The following is a 23,229-nucleotide window of genomic DNA, read 5'->3' as shown; positions in this document are numbered from 1 at the left end:
GGCTACCAGCGCGGCGCTTGCCAGGCCACGCCGTCCTTCCAGCGGATGACGGCATCGGCCGGCAAGCCGGGAGTGAGTCGCCATGCCGGGTTGTCGGCCAAGGACAGCTTGACCGCATACACCAGCTTGACCCGCTCATCCGGCGTCTGCACCTCTTTCGGGGTGAATTCGGCACGGGCGGCAATATGGCTGACCGTGGCGGCAAAAGCTTGCTGTGGGAAGGCATCGGTATAGATCTGCGCCGACAAGCCCAGCCTGATCTTGCCGATCTGGTTTTCCGGCACATAAACCTTGAGATAGAGCCGGTTCAGATCGACGATTTCCACCACCGCGCCACCGGCCGCCAGCATCTCGCCCGGTTCGCGCAGGCGGGTACTGACCATGCCGCCCGATGGTGCTTTCAGTTGCAGCTCCTGCAGCACCGCCGAGGCTTCGGCCACGGCAGCGGCGGCCTGATGAATCTGCTCGGACGCCTGGGTGCGCTGGCTGCGTGCGCTCACGGCAGCCAGCTGCATCTGCTCGGCATGCATGCGGTCCACCGAGCCGCGCGCCAGCAGGTCGGCAAAACGGGCGGCATCCTTGTCAGCCTGGGCGGCAACGGCACTGGCGCGTTGCTGCTGCGCCTGGGCCGCAGCCAGCGCGGCACGGGCAGCCGCCAGCCGTGCCGTCAGCTCGTCCGAACTCAGGCGGGCCAGCAATTGGCCGCTGCTGACCACATCGCCCTCATGCACCCGCACCTCGGCCAGCCGGCCGGGATATTTGGCGGCCACCAGCACGCTATCGCCCTCCAGCCGGCCATTGGCCTGCAGCAGGCCATCCGCCAAGCCACGGTCGCGCGACTGCCACACGCCATAAGCCACCGCCCCCACCAATGCCAGCCCGAGACCGGCCCATACCAGCTTGCTCTTGTTCATGTCACAACTCACCGATAGCCCGTTGCAGCGCCACTACCGCCAGGGCGTGGTCATAGCGGGCATTGAAAAGATTGCGCTGGCTGTCCGCCCGCCGCGCTTCGGCGACCAGCACTTCGGTCTGATTGGCCAGGCCGTTGCGGTAGCGATCGCGCTGGATGGCCAGATACTCGTCCGCCGACTGCAAGGCCGCCTGTGCCACCGTGATCCGCGCTGCAGCCTCGATTTGCTGGCTGTGGCTGCGCTCCACTTCCAGCCGCACCAGCGACTGCGCTTCGTGCAGCTGATCCTCCACCGCCATGGCCTGTTCGCCGATGCTGCCGGCGCGGGCGCGGATCAGGCCGCTGTCAAACAGCGTCCAGCTCACGCCCAGCCCGACCGAGCCGACGCCCTTGTTCACCAGATAGGGATTATTGAGATAGCTGTAGGCGGCATAGGCCCCCACTTGCGGCAGGCTTTCCGCCCGTACGCTGCGGGCGCTGGCCTGCAGGGAGGTCGACCACTCGGCCAAGGCGGCCAGTTCCGGGCGCTGGCGCAAGGCCAGATCGCTGAGCTGCCCCAGCGGGCGCTGCTCGGTCTGCAATGTGACTTCATCCGGCAGTGCCGGCTGACTGAACGCGCGTCCCAGCAAGCGGTTATAGGCCGCCTGGCTCAGGCTTTGCGCCTGCTGTGCCGCAATCTGCTTTTGCCGTGCTTCGGCCACCGCCAGTTCGGCCCCCAGCACATCGCCCCGCGCTACCACGCCCTTGCGGAAAAAATTGTTCACATCACGCTGATAGGCCTGCAAGCTGGCCAGATACTGCGCAGCCACCGTGGCCGCATGGCCGGCGCGCAGCACATTGAAATAGGCTTCGGCCACCTGCAAGCGCAGTGCCTGCCGCGCCTGCTCCTGCCCATAGCGGCTGGCACTGGTGGCTGCGGCCGCCGACTGCTGCAGCGCATCGAGCTTGCCGCCGGTGTAAACCGGCAGACTGAGGCGGGCATTGGCAAAGCGCACATCCTCATCGGTCAGTGGCACATCCACCGCGGCCGGCAAGCGGGCGGCCAGCGCCCCCAGTCCCTGGGTGAGCGGGCTGACATCCAGCCGTGCCGTCGGGGTGTGGTCCAGCCGGCTCCAGCCGGCATCGACACTGAGCGTGGGGCCGGCTGCCGCCTGCGCCACCTGCTCCTGCAAATGCGCCGCCCCTACTTTGCGCGCCTCGGCACGCAAGCTGTTGCTGCTTTGCTCGGCCTGCAGCCAGGCTTGTTGCAACGATTCTGCCTGGGCACAAGCCGTTGCGATCAGCAGGCTTAGCAGCCCACAGCGCGAACCCGAAAAAAATGTCATTGCAGTAATGAACACTCATTCATCAAGATGAATAGATTGTATTGCGATGACAGTGATGGCGCTTGCGCTGCATCAGCCCGCTGGCGATAAAACGCAAAAAAAGACCAAAAAAGCTGACAAAAGCAGCTATTTTTGGTCTTTTACTCTAAAAATCAGGCTTTCAGCGCATCCCGTAACTGATGTGCGGCACGCAGGGCAAACGCATAGATGGACAGTTGCGGATTGGCCCCGATACTGGTGGGAAAGACCGAACCATCGATCACGCTGAGATTGCGCAGCTGCCAGTGGCGGCCATATTCATCCACCACGCCCTGCTCAGGCTGACTGCTCATGGCCACACCGCCCATGACATGCGCACTGACCACCCGCGCCAGCAAGGGCTTGAGCGGCAGCTGCATGATCTGTTCGCGCGTGGCCTGCCAGCTGCTTTGCAGGCTCGCCTGCTCGTGCAGCACCAGCACCTGGCGCGCACCGGCGGCGAACTGCAGTTCGGCCATGGTCAGCCAGCTGCGCCGCACGCCATCCCACAGCACATCATTCAGCGGGTAATCCAGCTCCGGCGAGCCATCCTTGCGCAAGCGCACCTGGCCACCCTGGCTGTCCGGATGAAAGCCGTCGCGCAGCAAGGCCAGCATCACGTTCAGATGTGGCAGCTGCTGCATCAGGCTGGTTGTTTCCTGGCCAAAGCCGGACAGGGTGACGCCCATCAGCAAGGGATGCACCGGCGGCACTTCCAGCTTGTAACCCAGTGGGCCATCCAGCGGCTGGGTGTGCATGAAGTGGTCGGAATACACGGTTTGCGGGGCACCGTTATACGGCTCGATGCGTTGCGGCATCACCGCACCGCTGATGACGACCGGGTGCAGGAAGGTGCGCTTGCCCACCTGCCCCCCGCCCAGCTCGCTGCGCAGCAGAATGGCCGGACTGCCAATGGCACCGGCGGCCAGCACCACATGCCTGGCCTTGATGCTGAACTGGCGGCCATTCAAGCTGTGGCCATCAGCAGCCAGCAGGCGGCCCTCGGCCCCCAGCAAGGATTTGCCATCCGCCGCCGGCAGCAGGCGCTCGACCCTGGCCCGCGACAACAGCCCGGCCTTGTGCTGCAAGGCACCGGGAATGGTGGTCACCAGCATCGACTGTTTGGCATTGGTGGCGCAGCCCATGCCGCAATAGCCCAGATTCCAGCAGCCGCGCACATTGCGACGGATACGGCCATGCTTCAGCCCCAGCGCCTGGCAGCCACGTTCCAGCACGCTGTTATTGGGGTTGGGATCGGTCTGCCAGTCGGCGATGCCCAGCCTGGCCTCGGCCATGTCAAACCACGGTGCCATGGCTGGCGGATTCAAGCCTTTGAGGCCATAGCGCTCGCCCCACCAGTTCAGCGTATCCGGCGGCGTGCGAAAGGCGCTGGTCCAGTTGACCGTGGTACTGCCACCCACCGTGCGCCCCTGCAGGATATTGATGGCCTTGTCAGCGGTCTTGCGGCTAGCGGATTCCTGATACAGCTCGGGATAGGCCTTGGCTTCCAGCAGACGGAAATCGCGCGAGGTACGCAGCGCCCCCTCTTCCACCATCAGCACATCCAGCCCGGCCTGGGCCAGCACTTCGGCCGTCATGCCGCCACCGGCACCGGTGCCGATGATCAGCACATCGCAAGTCAGTTGCAGATCCTGCGTCTGCGCCGCACCATCCAGCACCCGCCAGCCGCTGGCCACGCCCTCGGCCACCGGATCGGGCAAACTCATCTTGTCACTCATGGCAGTAGCCCCATGACCTGTTGCGGTTGCTGATAGCCCAGCGCAGCCCAGCTCGCCGGGTTACCAAACCAGGCAGCATTGATCAGCGCATGCAGGGCCTGATAACCGGAGCGCAGCAGCAAGAGCGGGCTTTGCTGCCAGCGCCGCAAAAAAGCGGCCAGATCATCCGGCGTCGCCTGTACCCACGGGCCGTGCACACCAGCCAGCCAGCGCCGGCCCCAGCGATTGCCCAACAGGTCGAACAGCTGGCGCAGCTCCTGCTGCACGGCAGGCAGCAGATTGCGGATGGCCACATCCACCCCGCGCACGATGTCCGGTAGCGGCAGGCCGGCCATGCCCAGCATCACCGGAGCCAGGCTGCGGATAATCTGCTCGTCACCCGCTTGCAGAAATACATGGTGGTCCTGGCTGGCCGTGGGCAGATCCGGCTGCGGGGCGGCCAGGAAGCCGGCCGCCAGCAATACCACGCTACCGGCCATGCCGGTCTTGATCAATTGGCGTCGGGTGATCATCTCAGCCTCGCATCATCAAGCGGAGCAGCCATTGCACGGTGCGGCCATAGGGTGGCCGGGTCATCCAGCTACCCGACCAGCGGCTCTGCTCGAACACCGGTTTGAGCTTGGAGAAGGTGAGGAAACCTTCATAACCATGGTAATGCCCCATGCCGGAAGCCCCGACACCACCAAAAGGCATATCGTGCTGTATCACATGCAGCACGGATTCATTGATGCAGACCCCGCCGGAAATGGTCTGATGCAGGGTTTTTTCGATACGCAGCGGGTCGCTGTCGAACAGATACAGGGCCAGCGGTCGTGGCCGGGCGTTGATGTAATCGAGGGCCTCGTCGAAATTGTCGTAACAGACCACCGGCAGGATCGGGCCAAATATTTCCTCGCGCAGCAGAGCGCAATCGGCCGGGCAGTTCAGCACCAGAGTCAGCGGCAGCTTGCGGGTGCCGGACAGATCCTCGGCGGCGGGGTTGATCTGGCGGATGTCGGCACCGGCCGCACGCGCCTCGTCCAGCCAGCTCTGCAGCCGCTGGTAATGGCGCTGGTTGATGATATTGCTGTAGTCGGGATTATTGGCCAGCGTGGGATAGGCCCGCGGCGCGGCGGCATCCAGCATGGCCAGCAGCCGGTCGCGGTCCTTGGCATTGACCAGCACATAGTCCGGGGCTACACAGGTCTGGCCGGCATTGAACAGCTTGCCGGCGACAATCGACTCCGCCGCCCGGGCAAAATCGGCATCGCGCGCCACCAGTGCCGGCGACTTGCCCCCCAGCTCCAGCGTGACCGGAGTCAGGTTGTCAGCCGCAGCACGCATCACATGGTGGCCGACCTCGGTGGAGCCGGTGAACAGCAAATGGTCGAAGGGCAAGCGGGTAAAAGCCTGCGCCAATTCCGGCCCGCCATTGATCACGCGGATCAGATCCGGCTCGAAGTAACGCCCCACCAGCTCTGCCAGCAACTGACCGGTGGCAGGGGTGAATTCCGACATCTTGATCATCACCCGGTTACCCGCCGCCAGTGCGCCAATCAAAGGGCCCAGGGCAAGAAACAGCGGGTAATTCCACGGCACCACAATGCCCACCACGCCCAGCGGCTGGGGCAGCACGCGATTGCGCGCCGGGCGAAACCACAACGACACCCCGCGCCGCTGCGGCTTCATCCAGCGCCGCAGCTGACTGCGCGCACTGCGCAACTCTTCCAGGCTGGGAAACAGCTCGCCCAGCCGGGTTTCCACGCTGCTGCGCTGGCCAAAATCGCTGCTGATGGCCGCGATCAGAGCATCCCGGTTTTGCTGGATCAGCTGCTCCAGCGTATTCAGCCAGCCCAGCCGGCGGGCCAGTGCAGGGAAACGCTCGGCAGCCGCAGCGCGGCGCAAGGCGGCATGGGCATCCGGCAAGCCGGCAGCGCTTGCCTGCGGCATTGGCATGACATTCATTGTGCTATCCTCGTGTTGTTCCATCCGGCAAACGGTCGTTTAGAGCCACGACTCTAAAGCCAGAATAGCACCGGGAAATTTCCTTGTCACTCTCCGTGGACTGACCATGCTGATCGATTTCTTTACCGCCCTGCGCGACGCCGGCCTGCCGGTATCGCTCAAGGAATTCCTGACCCTGCTGGAAGCGCTGAAACAGCAGGTGGCCTTTGGCAGCCTGGACGCCTTTTATTACCTGGCGCGTACTACGCTGATCAAGGACGAAAAGCATTACGACCGCTTCGACCAGGTATTCGGCCACTACTTTCAGGGCAAGGCGCTGGTACTGGATGATCTGCAGACCGAGATCCCGGAAGACTGGCTGCGCAAGCAGGTAGAGAAGTTTCTCAGCGAAGAAGAAAAGCAGCAGCTGCAGGCACTGGGCTGGGACAAGCTGATGGAAACGCTGCGCCAGCGCCTGGAAGAACAAAAAGAACGCCATCAGGGCGGCAACAAATGGATAGGCACCGGCGGCACCAGCCCGTTTGGTGCCTATGGTTATAACCCGGAAGGCATACGCATTGGCCAGGATGGCTCGCGCCACCGCCGGGCGGTAAAGGTGTGGGACAAAAGGGAATTCCGCAATTTCGACAATGCGGCAGAACTGGGCAGCCGCAATATCAAGCTGGCCTTGCGCCGCCTGCGCGAATTCGCCCGCGAGGGAGCGGAAGAAGTACTGGACCTGGACGGCACCATCACCGCCACGGCACGCAATGCCGGCCTGCTCGACCTGAAAATGCTGCGCGAGCTGCGCAACACGGTGAAGGTACTGGTGCTGTTCGATGTGGGCGGCTCGATGGACGACCACATCAAGGCGGTGGAAGAGCTGTTTTCCGCGGTCAAAAGCGAATTCAAGCACCTGGAGTATTACTACTTCCACAACTGCGTCTACGAAACGGTGTGGAAAGACAATCGCCGCCGTCAGGGCAGCAGCCTGTCCACTCATGAGCTGATCCACACCTTTGGCAGCGACTACAAGCTGATCTTTGTCGGTGACGCCACCATGAGCCCGTATGAAATCAGCTACCCGGGCGGCAGTGTGGAGCACATGAATCCGGAGTCCGGCGAAGTATGGATGCGCCGCCTGCTACAGCAGTTTCGCCATGCGGTATGGCTCAACCCGGTGGCCGAGCAAATCTGGGACTACACCCAGTCGCTGCAGATGATGCGCCGCCTGCTGCAAGAACGCATGTACCCGCTCACCCTGCAAGGGGTGGACCAGGCCATGCGGGCACTGAAGAAAACCATGCCCGCCAGCGCCCTGCCCCCAGTCTAATCAGCGGGGAAACGCTGGCCGTTGCCGTCGAAGGCACGCACCTGATCGCGACCAGCCAGCTTGGCCTCATACAAGGCCTGATCGGCCAGCGCCAGTGCCACACTGGCCTCCTGCTGGTCGCGGGCAAAACAGCTGACGCCGATACTCACCCGCACCTGCAGTTCGCCGGCATCCAGCGCAACCCGGTGGGCGCGCACGGCCTGGCGCAATCGTTCCGCCAGCGCCAGCGCCCCGGCCATGCCACAGCCAGGCAGCAGGACGGCAAACTCCTCGCCGCCCAGCCGGCCCAGCACGTCGACCTTGCGCACCACCTGCTGGCAGATGCCGGCAAAGTCGCGCAGCACACGGTCGCCCACGGCATGGCCCCAGCTATCGTTAACCTGCTTGAAGTGATCGATATCCAGCATCAGTACTGCCACCGGATTGCTGAAACGCTGGAAGCGGACAAACTCCTCCTCCTGCTTTTCCATGAAGCTGCGCCGGTTGGCGATGCCGGTCAGCGCATCGGTGGTGGCCAGCAGCCGTAGCGACTCCTCCTGCTGCTTGCGGCTGCTGATGTCTCGGTATACCCACAGCACACTGCGCAAGCGCCCCTCGATGAAGATGGGCACGTGGTCGCGCTCCAGTATGCGGCCGTCGGCCAGCGGCCACTCTTCGCCCAGCACCACCTCGCGTGAGCGCTGTAGCTCCTCCAGCCTTTGCAGCAGCCGTTGCGGGTCGGCAAACTGCTGCGCCGCCATGGCCGCCACCTGCGCACGCCCCTCGTGCTGCAGCTGTTCCGGTGTATAGCCGGGCAGGAACAGCTGGCAGTACTGCTGGTTTACCAGCACTACTTCGCCGTATTGGTCCTCCAGCAGCATGGCACCGTGGAAATTTTCGATGATGGCCAGCAATTGCCGCTGCAGGGTGGCGAGCGCCTCTTCGGCCTGCCGGCGTGCGGTAATGTCATGGATGATGGAAAACAGCAGGGTGCGTCCGCCAGAATCCACCGGTGAGGAATGCACGTCCACCGTGCGCAGCTGGCCATTGGCCAGGCGGTGGGTGAAGGTGAAATGGTTGTGTGCCTGCTGCAGGGCCACGCCCATGGTGCCGCGTATCCTGGCCTCTTCCATCTGGTTGATATTGCTCATCGGCATGCCCACCAGCTCGGCGCGGCGATAACCATAAAAGCGCTCGGCCGATGAGTTGGCATCCACGATCACACCACTGGCCGGATCAACCAGGATCATCACCGCGCCGTGATTCTGGAACAGCATGCGAAAATGCGCCTCGCTGTTCTCCAGCAGTTTTTGCGCCTGCTTGTGAGTGGTGATGTCCTGCACCGTGCCAACGATGCGACAGACATTGCCATTGCCATCCACCTCGGTGGCCTGGCCCTTGTCCAGAATCCACAGCACCTCGCCATTGCGCCGCAACAGCCGGTACTGGATCTGGTATTGACTGGCCTCGCGCTTGAGCAGGGCGCGGATATTGTGCCGCACGGTGGGCAGGTCGTCCGGATGCACCAGTGCCTGCCATTGCCCCGGGTTGTCATGCAGCTCGTGATAGTCGTAACCGACCATACTGACCAGCTGCTGGTTAAAATCCAGCCGTCCCAGCGCCACATGCCAGTCCCACAGCCCGATATTGGCCGCGCGCATGGCCATGTCCAGCCGCTCCTGGCTTTCACGCAAGGCTTCCTCGGTACGCTTGCGCTGGGTAATCTCCGAAATCAGGCCGTGCCAGCGTACCGACTGGTCATCCTGCAATTCCGGTGTGGCGCGGGCCTCTACCCAGATCAAGCGGCCATCCGGCAGCAGGACACGAAACTCGCTGATCCACGGCAACTGATAGCGCAGCGCCGACTCACCCTCTTCCCGCACGCGCTGCCGGTCATCCGGAAACACGCGCTGCCAGACCAGATCGGCATCCTGCTTGACCTGGGCTGGAGTGACGCCAAAGATGGTCAGCACCCCGTCGCTGACATAGGAAAACCTGCCCTGCCCCTGCGGATCGGACCAGAACTGATAGATCATGCCGGGGATATTGGTGGCGATCTTGGCCAGCCGGTCTTCACCCTCCACCTGGTTGCTGACATCCATCCAGTAACCCTGCACCACATCACCGGTCACTTGCTGCACCTGCTCTTCCAGCCAGCACCAGTAACCTGCGCCATGCCAGAAACGATAGCGCCGGCTGCTAAAGCCGTGCTCCTGCCCCAGCCGCCAGCCGCCATCGGCCAGTCCACTCAGTTCGTCCGGATGCAGATGCTGCAGCCACCAGTCAGGCTCCAGCAGAATGTCCTCGGGGAAATAACCCAGAATCGATGCCACATTGGGGCTGACTTCCACCACAACCCGCGGCTGCTGTGCATGGCAGGCGAACGCCACCATCGGGCCATTGGCAAACAGCGCATGCTGGCGCGTCATCAACTGTTGCAGGCGCTTGAGCTCGGTCACGTCCTGCATCACCACCATATAGCCGCCGGCAGCACCCGGCTCAACCATGGCCGTGATGGACAGATTGACGGTATGCAGCCGACCATCCTTGCCACGCAGCGGCCATTCCCGCGTCAGGCTGCGGCCGGGCTGAACTTCGGCAGTGAAAATCTCGACAGCCGCCACCTCGCGCCCCAGCCGGGCCGCCAGCTGGCAACGCTCCTGCTCCAGCAAGTCCGGCTCCAGCAGGACGCTGGGCAGGGCCTGCCCGCACAATTCATCAGACCGATAGGCCAGCAGCTTTTCTGCCGCATGATTGAACAGGATGATCAGGCCATCTGCACTCAGCGCCATCAGCGCGCTGTCGGCAGCATTGAGCATCGACAACAACAGGCCAGCCGGTGGCGGCTGGCCCTGTGGCGCAACCGAAGATGATGACAAGCTCAAGACCGTCTCCCGGCATCGATAGGCTGATTCATGCTTTACTTTATAGATGATGTTTGGATTGCTCCGCAAAGTGCTATGAAATTACTGCGCTTTGCTTGAAAAAAATGGCAATACCCGCATATTTAGCTTGAGCAATCAGCCAGTTGCACCAACAATGAAGGCAGAGGTCAGCCCAACAAGACCTCACCTAGCCGAGGGAAGCCCGCCATGGAAACCATACTGATGATCCTTATGATCGCTGCCTTTGCCATCGTGCTGGGCATGCTGACCGCCCCGCTGGAGAAAAAGCGCGAGCTGATCCCCATCCGCATCCGCAAGGAAGACGAGCAGCCACGTCGCCGGTCTTCACGCTAAGCGGATACCCGCGCAAGCAAAAAGGCAGCCACGGCTGCCTTTTTGCATGGGGCGGCCTGTGTCAGAACTCGCGCTGCGGCACCAGCACCGTACGGTTGCCATTGCTTTCCATGGCACTGACAATGCCGGCGGCTTCCATCTGCTCGATCAGCCGCGCCGCACGGTTATAGCCTATGCGCAAATGACGCTGCACCGCTGAAATCGACGGCTTGCGCGTTTTCAGCACGATTTCCACCGCTTCATCGTAGAGCGGGTCGCTCTCGGTTGCCGCCTGGGTCTTGGCGGTGGCCGCAGCAGACTCTTCATCCGCCTCGGTTTCGCCGGTGAGCAGGCCTTCCACATAATCCGGCTCGCCCCACTGCTTGAGGAAATCCACCACGGCATGCACTTCGTCATCGGTGACAAAAGCGCCATGCACCCGTTGCGGATAACCGCTGCCCGGCGGCAGGAACAACATGTCCCCCTGACCCAGCAGGCTTTCCGCGCCCATCTGGTCCAGAATGGTCCGACTGTCGATCTTGCTGGACACCTGGAAGGCAATCCGTGTCGGGATGTTCGCCTTGATCAGACCGGTAATCACATCCACTGAGGGGCGCTGGGTGGCCAGAATCAAATGAATACCCGCCGCCCGCGCCTTCTGCGCCAGACGGGCAATCAGTTCTTCGATCTTCTTGCCGGCCACCATCATCAGGTCGGCGAACTCGTCCACCACCACCACGATGAAGGGCAGATTATTCAGCGGCTCCGGTGTTTCCGGTGTCAGGCTGAAGGGGTTGGTCAGCCGGCGGCCAGCCGCCTCGGCTTCGCGCACCTTGTCGTTGTAACCCGCCAGATTACGCACGCCCAGCGCGCTCATCAGCCGGTAGCGCCGTTCCATTTCACCCACACACCAGTTGAGCGCATTGGCGGCCAGCTTCATGTCGGTCACCACCGGGGCCAGCAGGTGCGGAATATCGTTGTATACCGACAACTCCAGCATCTTGGGGTCGATCATGATGAAGCGCACTTCGTCCGGCGTGGCCTTGTACAGCATCGACAGGATCATCGCATTGACGCCCACCGATTTGCCCGAGCCGGTGGTACCCGCCACCAGCAGGTGCGGTGCCTTGGCCAGATCAATGGCCACCGGCTGACCGGTAATGTCCTTGCCCAGCGCCATGGTCAGGCGCGAGGCCGGCTGCTGGAACACATCGGCCGAGAAAATCTCTGACAGCCGGATCATCTGGCGCTTGGCATTGGGCAGTTCCAGCCCCATGCAGGTCTTGCCGGGAATGGTTTCCACCACCCGGATGGAGGCTAGCCCCAGTGCCCGCGACAGGTCTTTCATCAGGTTGACCACCTGGTTGCCACGCACGCCAACAGCAGGCTCGACCTCGTAACGGGTAATCACCGGGCCGGCATAGGCATCCACCACGCTGACCTTGACCTTGAATTCGGCCAGCTTTTCCTCGATCAGGATGCCGCGCTCCAGCAATTCGTCTTCCGATACCACCGTGGTGGCTTCTTCGGCCGGGCGCAGCAAGTCCAGACCCGGCAGGCAGTCTTCACCGTAAATCACCGGCAGGCTGGAACGATGGGCGACGGCTGGTGGCAAGCTCCATGGCAGCGCAGCGTCTGCGCTACTTGTCGCAGCAGGCTCCGACACCACAGCCAGCGGCGCAGCCACTACCGCAGCCACCTCGCTGTTGGCCGTAGCTGGGGCAGTTTGCGGCAAATCAGTCTCGTCCAGCAGATGCCACACCAGATTGCTTTCCGGCTTGCTGGCCGGGGTGGGCGTGGGAGCGTTCTCACGAATCATCGACCACGGCAAGACCGCTTCAGCTGCAGCCGGGGCGGCCAGCTCTGCCGGCCGGACCAGGCTATCCGGCGGCACCGCCTGCTGTCTTTGCTCGGGCCAGCGCCACGGCTGGCGCTCAGGCTCGAGCAGTGGCGCAACCGGCGCCACCACAGGAGTTGAGGCAGCCATCGTCACGGCCAAGGCAGCAGGCATCGCCGGCTGGATAAGGGGCTGCGCTAGCGGACTTACACTACTGGCTTCCGGCTCGACCGCGGGCAGCGCTTCGCTGACAGCGACAGCGACAGCTGCAGCAGACAGACTGATGGCAGACAGGCCTGCGGCTGAGCCCTCCTCCGCCTGTGGCAAAACGGGCAGCAGGTCAGGCGGCTCGGCGCTGGCAGCAGGCTCACTTACAGTGGCTGCGGCCGGGAGCGTATCGCTCACCGCCAGCTGCTGCGACGGCAGCACCGACGGTGTGGCATCCGGCATGGCTGCAGGTGCAGGTGCAGGTGCAGGTGCAGCAGACTCTGCCACGCGGGGAGACAAAGGCGCATCGGGAATATCGGCCAGCGACAGGCCGGGCAGCACAGCGGCCGGTTCAAGGTCCGGGGCCGGCTTGGCCGCCGCTGGGCGCGGCACGGGCGGGCGGATCCAGCCTTCATAAGCATTGCTGCGGGGCTGTTGTTCGTGCCGCACGATGGCCGGCTCGGGCGGCGGCGGGCTGACCCGTGGCGGGATAGGCTGGGTGATGATCTTGCGTGGCGCAGGATGCACCGGCTGCAACACCACCGCCGGCTTGACTACCGGGGCCTCATGACTGCGCCGTTTGCTGTGCAGGGCGTTGACCTGGGCACGCACTTCATGCGGATCAATCACCGGCAGCTGGCGCGGCTCGGGGTGACCGCCCAGCGACTGGCGCTGGGCCTGGCGACGACGCGAACCGTGATGCAGATTATTTTGCAGCTCGTCCAGCCCGATGACCGGCAGATTTTCGCCACGCGGCTGACTGGACGATCCGGCTGGCGGCTTGGTCTTGAGCTTGCGGTAGCTACGCTCCAGCTCGACATGCGGCAGATCGGCGGCAGGCATGGCCGGCTTGGTCTGCACACGCGGAGACGCGCTGACCGGCTGCACCGGCACTGCGGCGGCAACTGCTACCGGCTGAGACTTGGCAACAATCGGGGCAGTCTCCGGCTCGCTGCGTGATGGCGGCAGCAGGTCCGCCTCATCATCCGGCGCGGCGGCATCAAAGCGGATGGCCACCGGCTCACGCCGGCGTTCGCGAAATGCCGCTGGCGCGATGTCCAGTTCTTCGTCATGACCCGCGCCCAGCACGCGATCCAGCTTTTTCAGCAGGCGCTCACGCTGCAGCGACACCCGCGCACGCCAGGGGTGCTCGGCTCCCAGCTTGCGCCAGGTCACCCCTGCCGCCACACCCAACATCATCAGCCCAAGCACAAACCACACGATCAGCAACCTCTTTCCTCATTCTGCCGCAGCGGCGGACACCCGGCCCAAAGCCAGTATCGCGCCGCACAGCAGGGGGCAATTCAAAGCGCCGATTGTACCCGGTTTTAACCGCGCTTCGCATTGCCGCACTGCGCAAATGGCGGCATAAACAAAAAAAACCCCGCACATGGCGGGGTTCCTGTTCAAGGTTCAAACCGGTCAGTTGCTGGCCACAGTAGCCGCGATGTCCTGGTAATCCTTGATCTTGTCGAAGCTCAGGTAACGGTAAACCTCGGCACCACTTTCATTGATGATGCCGATGTTTGCCTTGTACTCTTCCACGGTCGGAATCTTGCCCAGCTTGGAGCAGATGGCGGCCAGCTCAGCCGAACCCAGGAACACATTGGTGTTCTTGCCCAGACGGTTGGGGAAGTTACGGGTGGAAGTGGACATCACGGTAGCCCCTTCGCGCACCTGCGCCTGGTTACCCATGCACAGCGAGCAGCCCGGCATTTCGGTGCGGGCACCGGCCATGCCGAACACACCATAGTGACCTTCGTCGGTCAGTTGCTGCGCGTCCATCTTGGTCGGCGGCGCCAGCCACAGCTTGACCGGCAGGTCGCGCTTGCCTTCCAGCAGCTTGGAAGCGGCACGGAAGTGACCGATGTTGGTCATGCAGGAGCCAATGAACACTTCGTCGATCTTGGTGCCGGCGACTTCGGACATGAATTTCACGTCGTCCGGGTCGTTCGGGCAGGCCACGATCGGCTCCTTCACGTCGGCCAGATCAATTTCGATCACGGCGGCGTAGTCGGCGTCGGCATCACCCTTCAGCAGTTCGCCGTTGGCAATCCAGTCTTCCATCTTCTTGATGCGGCGTTCCAGGGTGCGCGGGTCGGCGTAGCCGTCGGCAATCATGGTCTTCATCAGGGTGATGTTGGAGCGCATGTATTCAGCGATCGGCTCCTTGTTCAGATGCACGGTGCAACCGGCAGCAGAACGCTCGGCCGAAGCGTCGGACAGCTCGAATGCCTGTTCAACCTTGAGATTCGGCAGGCCTTCGATTTCCAGCACGCGACCGGAGAAGATGTTTTTCTTGCCAGCCTTGGCCACAGTCAGCAGGCCTTGCTTGATGGCGTACAGCGGAATGGCATTCACCAGGTCACGCAGGGTGACACCCGGCTGCAGTTCGCCCTTGAAGCGCACCAGTACCGATTCCGGCATGTCCAGCGGCATCACGCCGGTAGCAGCAGCAAAAGCCACCAGACCGGAACCGGCCGGGAAGGAAATGCCGATCGGGAAGCGGGTGTGCGAGTCACCACCGGTACCCACGGTATCCGGCAGCAGCAGGCGGTTCAGCCAGCTGTGAATCACACCATCGCCCGGACGCAGTGCAACACCGCCACGGGTGGAGATGAAGGCCGGCAGCTCCTTGTGCATTTTCACATCCACCGGCTTCGGATAAGCGGCAGTGTGGCAGAAGGACTGCATCACCAGATCGGCGGAGAAGCCCAGACAGGCCAGATCCTTCAGCTCGTCACGGGTCATCGGGCCGGTGGTGTCTTGCGAACCCACGGTGGTCATCTTCGGTTCGCAGTAGGTACCCGGACGCACGCCCTGGCCTTCCGGCAGACCACAGGCGCGGCCAACCATCTTCTGTGCCAGCGAGAAACCCTTGCCGGAGTTGACCGGATCTTTCGGCAGACGGAAGGTGGTGGACGGAGCCAGACCCAGTGCTTCGCGCGCCTTGGCGGTCAGGCCACGGCCGATGATCAGGTTGATACGGCCACCGGCGCGCACTTCGTCCAGCAGCACTTCGGACTTCAGCTGGAAGTTGGCAACGGTTGCGCCGTTCTTTTCGATCTTGCCGTCATAGGGGTAGATGTCGATCACATCGCCCATTTCCAGCGCGGAAACTTCCACTTCGATCGGCAGCGAGCCGGAGTCTTCCTGGGTATTGAAGAAGATCGGTGCGATCTTGCCACCCAGGGTTACGCCGCCAAAGCGCTTGTTCGGTACAAAGGGGATGTCCTGACCGGTAGCCCATACCACGGAGTTGGTGGCGGACTTGCGGGAAGAACCGGTACCCACCACGTCGCCCACGTAGGCAACCAGATGGCCTTTTTTCTTCAGGTCTTCGATGAACTGCATCGGACCGCGCTTGCCATCTTCTTCCGGCACGAAGGCAGCACCCGGACGGGTGTTCTTCAGCATGGCCAGATAGTGCAGCGGGATATCCGGGCGGCTCCAGGCGTCCGGTGCCGGCGACAGATCGTCGGTATTGGTTTCGCCCGGCACCTTGAATACGGTAACGGTGATTTTCTTTTCCACTTCCGGACGGCTGGTGAACCATTCGGCATCGGCCCAGCTTTGCAGCACGCCCTTGGCGTTGGCGTTGCCGCCTTCGGCCAGTACTTGCACGTCGTGGAAGAAATCGAATACCAGCAGGGTTTTCTTCAGGCCTTCGGCGGCGATGGCGCCCACTTCGGCATCAGTCAGCAGGTCGATCAGCGGCTTGACGTTGTAACCACCCAGCATGGTGCCCAACAGTTCGGTGGCCTTGGCGCGGGACACCAGCGGCGATGCTACCGTGCCTTCGGCGACGGCAGCCAGGAAGGAAGCCTTGACCTTGGCGGCATCATCCACACCCGGCGGTACGCGGAAGGTGATCAGCTCGACCAGCAGATCTTCCTCGCCCTTGGGCGGGTTTTTCAGGAGTTCGACCAGTTGTTCGGTTTGCGTGGCGGACAGCGGCAGGGGCGGAATGCCCATGGCGGCGCGCTCTGCAACATGCTGACGGTAGGCTTCGAGCATAGCTTGGGACCTTTTTGCTTGGGTTGTTTGCAATGAGTCAACCGCCAGTGCAGGATCAACTGGCGGCAACCGTCCGGGGCAATACGGTTCTACCCCGTTTTGATTGCTGGAAGATTACGCCGTCTGACCGCCAGTGACAAACGAGTAATCGAAACATCGCCTGTGAGTTATACTCACACCATGAGCACTTACCCCCCACTCAACGCGCTGCGGATATTCGAGGCTGCAGCAAGGCTGGAAAGCTTTTCCTCGGCAGCCGACGAGCTGTTCGTAACCCACGGTGCTGTGAGCAAGCAGATCAAGCAGCTGGAGGAATGGCTGGGCGTGCGGCTATTCGAGCGCGCCGGCGGACGGGTAAAACTGACCGATACCGGCTGGCGCTACCTGATCCAGGTGCAGGACGGGCTGGACCTCATCGCCAACGCCACTTCCCAGCTGCTGCAGCCGGACAACCAGCGCCGGCTCACCATCAACTCCACGCCCACCATGGCCATGCACTGGCTGATGCCCAGGCTGCACGTATTCCGCGAAAGCTACCCGGATGTGGAGCTGCATCTGGTGACCTCCGACCGCGACATCAGTCGGCTGGACAGCCCTTTTGACATCGCCATCCGCCGCGGCCCCGGCGACTGGCCCGGCCATATCGCCAAACCATTTCTGGAGGAGTGCGAGCTGCCGCTATGCTCCCCCGCGCTGCTGAAACGCTTTCCAATCGAAAGCCCGGCCGACCTTGCACAGCACACCCTGCTGTATGCAGACACCCGGCCGACGGCCTGGCAGCGCTGGCTCACCCTGGCTGGCGTGCCGGAGCTGAAACCGGCATGCGGCCTGCACTTCGACCGTTTCTCGCTGGCACTGCAAGCCGCGCTGGATGGGCTGGGCGTGGTGCTGGGGCCACTGCCGATGGCGCAGTCGCTGGTGGATTCCGGCCAACTGGTGGCCCCGTTATCCAGCCCGGTGGTGCCAGTACGTGATTACTGCTGGATCGTGCCGCGCACCGCATCGGGCGACTCCACCGTCGCGTCCTTTTGCCGCTGGCTGGAGCAGGAAGCCGGGCAGATGCGTCCCTTTCCGGCAGCCGGACTCAACGACAACATGATTGCCCACGCTTTTCCGGAAGACTGATAGCGCACCATTCAGTATCAGGGCTGCTGCGGCGTCAGGCCCAACTGGCGCATTTCCAGCGGCACACTGTCACGCGGCAGCCATTTATTGTAGATACGGCGAAAACTCCCGTCCTTCTTCATGGCTGCCAGGCCCTCGTACCAGCGCCTGACGGTGCGGGACGAGGTGCCACGTGAGAAGGCCAGATAAAGTTCCAGCGACTCCAGCACCCTGACCACTTCCACCGCATCGGCCGGCTGGTGAATGCTCTTCAATACCGAAGCCACCACGAAGCCGCCCTCCACCCACAGGTCATAGCGCCCGCCCAGCAATTTCTGCGCCGACACCTGCGGCGTGGGGGCCAGATCCACCTCGACAAAACCGGCAGACACCGCCGCATCGGCGAAAATACTGCCCCGGTACGCCCCCACCGGCCGGCTGTAGAGCCCGGAGCCCAAGGCCAACAAATTGCCAGCTTCCCCCTTGCGCGACAGCAGCACGGTCTGCGACACCGCCACCGGCCCGACCAGCGTCATCAGCTTTTCACGCGCATCGCTGCGCCCCACGGTAAACAGCAGCACATTGGGGGTACTTTCCAGTTCGCGGTAACCGCGCGCCCACGGCACGACCTCGATGGCCGTATTGTCATGAATGCGCGCTTGAATCTCCCGCACCACCTCTACCGCCATACCATCCGCCACACCATTGTGCTGAAAGGTGATGGGTGGCCACTCCTCGGTGAAGATGGTCAAGGCCGCAGCCGGCGGGACAACAGACAACAGAATCAGCAACAAGAGAATCCGCATGGCAGTCATCTCGCTTGGGTGACTGTTTATTGATAGCTGTTAGCGCATGACGATGCAGGCATATTCGTTATAATGTCCGCCTGAGATTGAGCCGCTGCGCCTGAACCCAGCCAGTACCGCACACCCACCGAACGCAAGGAACGACATGAGCCGCATCACCCTTTCCCGCTTTCTGATCGAACAACAGCGCAAGGCCGGCACCCTGCCGCCCGAACTGCGTTTGCTGATCGAAACCGTTGGCCGCGCCTGCAAGGCCATCAGCTTCTCTGTCAACAAGGGCGCGCTGGCCGGCATTCTGGGTGAGGCCGGCACCGGCAACATCCAGGGCGAAGCACAAAAGAAACTGGATGTGATCGCCAACGACTTCCTGCTGGATGCCAACGAATGGGGCGGCAGCCTGGCCGCTATGGCGTCGGAAGAAATGGAACTGCCCTACCATATCCCGGGCGAATACCCGAAGGGTGAATACCTGCTGATGTTCGATCCGCTGGATGGCTCATCCAATATCGATGTCAACATTTCCGTCGGCACCATTTTCTCCATCCTGCGCTGCCCGGCAGGCATCGACCATCCCACCCCGGAAGCCTTCCTGCAGCCGGGCACCGAACAGGTCGCCGCCGGCTACACCGTATACGGCCCGCAAACCATGCTGGTGCTGACTTTCGGCAGCGGCGTGCACGGTTTTACGCTGGATCGTGAACACGGTTCCTTCGTACTGACCCACTCCGACATGCAAGTACCGGAAAGCACCCAGGAATTTGCCATCAACATGTCCAATATGCGCCACTGGGAAGCCCCGGTTAAGCGTTATGTGGATGAAATGCTGGCCGGCAAGACCGGCCCGCTGGGCAAGGACTACAATATGCGCTGGGTGGCCTCGATGGTGGCTGAAGTGCACCGCATCATCACCCGTGGCGGCATCTTCATGTACCCGAAGGATGCCCGCGATCCGGACAAGGCCGGCAAACTGCGCATCATGTACGAAGGCAATCCGATGGCCTTCATCATCGAGCAGGCTGGCGGCGCCGCCACCAACGGCTATCAGCGCATCATGGAAATCCAGCCCAAGGGCCTGCATGAGCGCGTAGCGGTCTTCCTCGGCTCCAAAGAAGAAGTCGAACGCATCACCGCTTACCATCAGCAGTAACAAACCAGTCAACCCTGCCGCCACGGCAGGGTTTTTTCATTGCCGGCCATGACAGCGCCGCCAAAGCGCCTATATTGGAATGTAGCTACACAGAAAACGGGAAAGCGCATGCTGGCCATCCAACACTTGATCGTCGCCCTGGCAGAAAGCTCGTCGGTTCAGGCACAAATCATCCGCAACGCCCTGTCCGAACTCGGCATTACGCGCATGGAAGTATTCGAAACCGGGGAAGCGCTGCTGGAATACATCGGCAAATACAAGCCGGACGTGGTAATGAGCGCCTTCCACCTACCCGACATGACGGCCGGAGAAATGATTTTCCGCATGCGCGGCCTGACAGAACTGCGCGACCTGCCCTTCATCCTGGTTTCCAGCGAAACCAATCCGGAACTGATCGACCCGATGCGCCAGGCCGGCCTGATGGGCATACTGCCCAAGCCCTTCGACCTGCCCCAGCTGCGCAAGGTCATCAACGACACCCTGGATTTTCTGGCGGCCAACCAGAATGACACCGACAGCGACCTCGACTACGCCGATCTCAACATTCTGGTCGTGGACGACAGCGTGATGGCACGCCGCCACATCCGCACCGTACTGGAACGACTGGGTTTCGAAAAAATCACCGAATCCTGGAGCGGCAAGGACGCGCTGCCCCTGATAGACAGCACCCTGTTCGATCTGGTGCTGACCGACTACAACATGCCGATGATGGATGGCTGCGAGCTGGCCAGCTATATCCGCACCAGCAGCATGCAGAGTTCGGTGCCCATCATCATGATTTCCAGCGAAGAAAACATGGAAAGACTGGCCGCAGCAGAGGCAGCCGGGGTATCCGCCATCATGGGCAAGCCATTTGAAACCTCGGCCGTGCGCCAGGTGCTGCGCACGCAACTGGCGCAACGCTGATCAACGCGGCATTACCCACACCAGGCGCGAGCCGCCTTGCGCATCGTTGACCGCCTGCCGTCGCCAGTAGCCCGGCGTGGCGTAATGCTCGGGCAAGGTTGCCGCGCCGTCCAGCCGGCAATAACTCACCTCCTGATAGCCGGCTTGCAAGAGCTGGCTGCGCCCCTTCTGTCGGCTCTTGGCACAGGCTGGATGCATGGCCAGTGCCACACTGGCTGGCGGAGCCGAGCCTTCCCAGCCCCGCACCAGCGCCAGTCGCGGCTGCGTCATCAAAGCCAGGCCATTCAATACGGCCGATAGCAAGCCACGCCACGGTGCGGCCACCGCTGCCAGCGGCTCCGCCAATTCGCCCGGATAGCTCACCAGCAAGGCCAGGCTATCTTCCACATCAGCCAGCCAGTCGGCACCGGCCAGCGAGAAGTCTGCCCGCAACAACAGCAAGGCCACTTCCTGGCGATCCGGTACCTGCATGACGAATGCACCACCTTCTGCGCCATCAACATGCAGGTAAAATGCCGCCGCCGGCAGTTGCAGCCGGTCGGGTAGATTTCCGGGCACGCGGGTATGCCTCAGCGCCTGCATCAAGCCGTCTTCCAGATGCGCCATGACCTTGCCATGGCGGCAAAACTGCCCATAGGCATCGGCCAGCCGCTGCTCGGCCCCCGTACGCTCGGCGACCGCCGGATAAACCTGGGCGGCACGCGCCAACTCACGCTGCACCAGCTCCAGCACCTGCTGTTGCGCAGCCGCCTGATGCACCGCCTGACCATACAGCTGCCCGACCCGCTTGGCCCATGGCCGTGTGGCCGCATAGCGCTGCACTGCGTAGATCATCCCCATCAACCGCCCCGGACAAGAAAAAAGGGCCGCATTGTAAGCGCAAGTACAGCCCTGCCGCCAGCCCACGCACTCGCCCATGTGTACTGACAGCCTGACCCCAGATTATTAACCAACCCCCTCTCGCTTTCTGGAAAGAAAGCGAGGCGCCCTTCTTCAATTGGCAGGGCAAGGGCGGGGGGATGGGGAATAAATGGGAAGGCTGCGGAATCTATAAATTAGCAGAAAGGCCCGGCTTTGCCGGGTCCAGTGCAATCGCACCGAATAACGTTGTCAGCAGCCTGAGGCCAGACAAGGTGTCTGACCCTTAACAAATATCTGGCTACCCTTAACGATCAGCCGCCTCCGCCCTGCCAACGCCGACGGACGACGGCACGCGGTCCTGGGTAATGCCGGAGTACAGCCACTGCCGGAAGTGATTCAGCGTCATCGGTTTGCCGAAATAAAAGCCCTGCAGGAATTCGAAGCCTTTGACCGACAGGTAGTTTTGCTGCCCCTGGGTTTCCACGCCCTTGACGATCACCTGCACACCCAGTTGATGTGAGGTCTGCAGCAGGCTATCCAGGATATTGGTCTTGAAACTGTCCTTGCCCAGGGCCGACACATAACCCTTCTCCACCTTCAGGTAGTCAAAGCCCCAGCGTCTGAGATAATTGCGGTCGGCGTGGCCGATGCCAAAATCGTCCAGCGCCAGCTTCACGCCCATCTGGCGCAAATCCTGTACCACGCGGTGGGTGACCTGATGCTCGGGCAGCGGAAAGCGCTCGGAAACCTCCAGCACCAGTACAGCTTTTTTCTCGCGCAGCACCGCCAGCAGAATCTTGCAGTCTTCCACCAGGTCCGGCATGCCCAGATGTTCGGCCGCAATATTGATGCCGACAAAGAAACCGGGCGGCAAGGCAACCTGTTTCAACTCCTTGGTCACACGGCGGATCAGGTAGCGGGTTAGCGGCACGATCAGCCCGGCATCTTCGGCTGCGGGGATGAACAGATCAGAGCGGATGGCACCCTGCACCGGATGGCGCCAGCGGGCCAGCACCTCCACCCCGACGCACTCGCCATGCTCTGCCGTCACGATGGGCTGGTAGTGGGTAAAGAATTCCCGGTTGCGGATACCCTGGGCGATTTCCCAGCCAGTAGAGTTGCGCGCCACCTCGCGCCGCAGCAAGGACCACGCAAGCAGCAGCCCCGCCAGCACCGCCAGCAGCAAGGTGTCCGGCCGTCGCAGCAGCGAACCCTCCAGCACGGACAGCCAGGACTCCTGCATCACGATGCTGAACTGGCCGCTGGGTGCAGACATGCGATAGCTCAGGCCCTGGCCGATACTGTCATCCAGCGGCCGCACCTTGCCATCGGCCGCCAGGTATTGCTCGCCAATCACCATGACGGCCTGCATGTCGCCGGGAGCTGCCTGTTGCAAGAGACCGACGAAAGCATCTCCTCCCAGCTCGATCATGCTGACACCATAGCCATGGCGCTGCAGCCGCAAGGAGGCCTTGCCATCGTGACTGCCATTCAGCAACAGCACCCGGCCATCGCTCGGCAACAGTGGAACATCTTGCCGCGACAAATCGGAAGTACATGCCGTGCCATCTGCCCCCACACGCAGGGCGTAGCGGGCATGCGGAGTGGACTGCACCACCGAGGCCAGCATCTGACGCGGCAGATCACATGCAGCACTAACCGGTACGGCGTCGATACGGCCCAGCGCGCCATTGGCCAGGCCAATCTGCTGCTCCAGTTGCTGCGTCAGCAGGGCTACCCGTTCATGCAGTGCGGTGCGGTCTTGCTGCCAGGTCGCCAGCAGCGACAGCAGCCAGCCAGTCAGCAGGCATGACGCAAGCACAGCGGAATAAACAACCGCCGGTTTGGGTGACAATGCGTAACGCGACCATAGCGTCCTGACTTTTTTAAGCATCC

At 62.4% G+C, this 23,229-nt stretch carries 16 protein-coding genes; 5 read left to right on the top strand and 11 right to left on the bottom strand.

Annotation, left to right across the window (positions count from 1 at the left end):
• Window positions 1-2: 2 nt before the first annotated feature.
• The 5 genes from DBR44_RS10230 to DBR44_RS10210 form a co-directional block, all read right to left on the bottom strand.
• Window positions 3-914 (bottom strand): HlyD family secretion protein, encoded by a 912-nt coding sequence (locus DBR44_RS10230; RefSeq protein WP_124643959.1) that lies wholly within the window; start codon window positions 912-914, stop codon window positions 3-5.
• Between the two features lies 1 nt (window position 915).
• A complete protein-coding gene (locus DBR44_RS10225; protein ID WP_124643958.1) occupies window positions 916-2,238 on the bottom strand; it encodes a TolC family protein in 1,323 nt (440 codons plus the stop codon).
• A 152-nt stretch (window positions 2,239-2,390) separates the two neighbouring features.
• Entirely contained in the window at window positions 2,391-3,983 is a 1,593-nt protein-coding gene (locus DBR44_RS10220) for a GMC family oxidoreductase (protein WP_124643957.1), read from the bottom strand.
• A gap of 8 nt (window positions 3,984-3,991) precedes the next feature.
• The gene (locus DBR44_RS10215; protein WP_124643956.1) at window positions 3,992-4,507 is read right to left on the bottom strand and encodes a hypothetical protein; all 516 of its coding nucleotides are present in this window, start codon (window positions 4,505-4,507) and stop codon (window positions 3,992-3,994) included.
• Between the two features lies 1 nt (window position 4,508).
• Window positions 4,509-5,939 (bottom strand): coniferyl aldehyde dehydrogenase, encoded by a 1,431-nt coding sequence (locus DBR44_RS10210; RefSeq protein ID WP_124643955.1) that lies wholly within the window; start codon window positions 5,937-5,939, stop codon window positions 4,509-4,511.
• Between the two features lie 106 nt (window positions 5,940-6,045).
• On the opposite strand from DBR44_RS10210, the gene DBR44_RS10205 reads away from it, so the two are divergent.
• On the top strand, window positions 6,046-7,251 hold the full coding sequence (locus DBR44_RS10205) for a VWA domain-containing protein (protein WP_124643954.1): 1,206 nt from the start codon (window positions 6,046-6,048) through the stop codon (window positions 7,249-7,251).
• Here DBR44_RS10205 and DBR44_RS10200 read toward each other — a convergent pair.
• On the bottom strand, window positions 7,248-10,115 hold the full coding sequence (locus DBR44_RS10200; protein ID WP_124643953.1) for a PAS domain S-box protein: 2,868 nt from the start codon (window positions 10,113-10,115) through the stop codon (window positions 7,248-7,250). The genes DBR44_RS10205 and DBR44_RS10200 overlap by 4 nt on opposite strands.
• Before the next feature lie 222 nt (window positions 10,116-10,337).
• Between DBR44_RS10200 and DBR44_RS19940 the strand changes: the two genes are divergently transcribed.
• Window positions 10,338-10,469 (top strand): hypothetical protein, encoded by a 132-nt coding sequence (locus tag DBR44_RS19940; RefSeq protein WP_255424583.1) that lies wholly within the window; start codon window positions 10,338-10,340, stop codon window positions 10,467-10,469.
• Window positions 10,470-10,530: 61 nt separating this feature from the next.
• Here DBR44_RS19940 and DBR44_RS19760 read toward each other — a convergent pair whose 3' ends face one another.
• Window positions 10,531-13,713, bottom strand: a complete 3,183-nt coding sequence (locus tag DBR44_RS19760) for a DNA translocase FtsK (protein ID WP_233578463.1) — start codon at window positions 13,711-13,713, stop codon at window positions 10,531-10,533.
• Between the two features lie 201 nt (window positions 13,714-13,914).
• Window positions 13,915-16,509: a bifunctional aconitate hydratase 2/2-methylisocitrate dehydratase gene (gene acnB, locus DBR44_RS10190; protein ID WP_124643952.1), complete on the bottom strand. Its 2,595-nt coding sequence runs from the start codon at window positions 16,507-16,509 to the stop codon at window positions 13,915-13,917.
• Window positions 16,510-16,689: 180 nt separating this feature from the next.
• On the opposite strand from acnB, the gene gcvA reads away from it, so the two are divergent.
• Window positions 16,690-17,634, top strand: coding sequence for a transcriptional regulator GcvA (gene gcvA, locus DBR44_RS10185; RefSeq protein WP_124643951.1), 945 nt, complete (start codon window positions 16,690-16,692; stop codon window positions 17,632-17,634).
• A 17-nt stretch (window positions 17,635-17,651) separates the two neighbouring features.
• Here the strand turns inward: gcvA and DBR44_RS10180 are convergent, their stop codons facing one another.
• Complete coding sequence (locus tag DBR44_RS10180; protein WP_158613591.1) at window positions 17,652-18,419, bottom strand: ABC transporter substrate-binding protein; 768 nt, start codon at window positions 18,417-18,419, stop codon at window positions 17,652-17,654.
• A gap of 145 nt (window positions 18,420-18,564) precedes the next feature.
• Here DBR44_RS10180 and DBR44_RS10175 point away from each other — a divergent pair, with 145 nt between their 5' ends.
• Window positions 18,565-19,566, top strand: a complete 1,002-nt coding sequence (locus DBR44_RS10175; RefSeq protein WP_103523166.1) for a class 1 fructose-bisphosphatase — start codon at window positions 18,565-18,567, stop codon at window positions 19,564-19,566.
• A 108-nt stretch (window positions 19,567-19,674) separates the two neighbouring features.
• Entirely contained in the window at window positions 19,675-20,472 is a 798-nt protein-coding gene (locus tag DBR44_RS10170; RefSeq protein ID WP_124643949.1) for a response regulator, read from the top strand.
• On the opposite strand, the gene DBR44_RS10165 is transcribed toward DBR44_RS10170, so the two are convergent.
• Window positions 20,473-21,312: a hypothetical protein gene (locus DBR44_RS10165; RefSeq protein WP_124643948.1), complete on the bottom strand. Its 840-nt coding sequence runs from the start codon at window positions 21,310-21,312 to the stop codon at window positions 20,473-20,475.
• 325 nt (window positions 21,313-21,637) lie between these two features.
• Window positions 21,638-23,227 (bottom strand): EAL domain-containing protein, encoded by a 1,590-nt coding sequence (locus DBR44_RS19755; RefSeq protein ID WP_233578460.1) that lies wholly within the window; start codon window positions 23,225-23,227, stop codon window positions 21,638-21,640.
• Window positions 23,228-23,229: the final 2 nt, after the last annotated feature.

It is taken from the genome of Aquitalea sp. FJL05 (assembly GCF_003852595.1).
Classification (GTDB): Bacteria; Pseudomonadota; Gammaproteobacteria; order Burkholderiales; family Chromobacteriaceae; genus Aquitalea; species Aquitalea aquatilis.
Note: the sequence above shows the minus strand (reverse complement) of the source record. Positions and strands in the feature narration are given on the sequence as shown.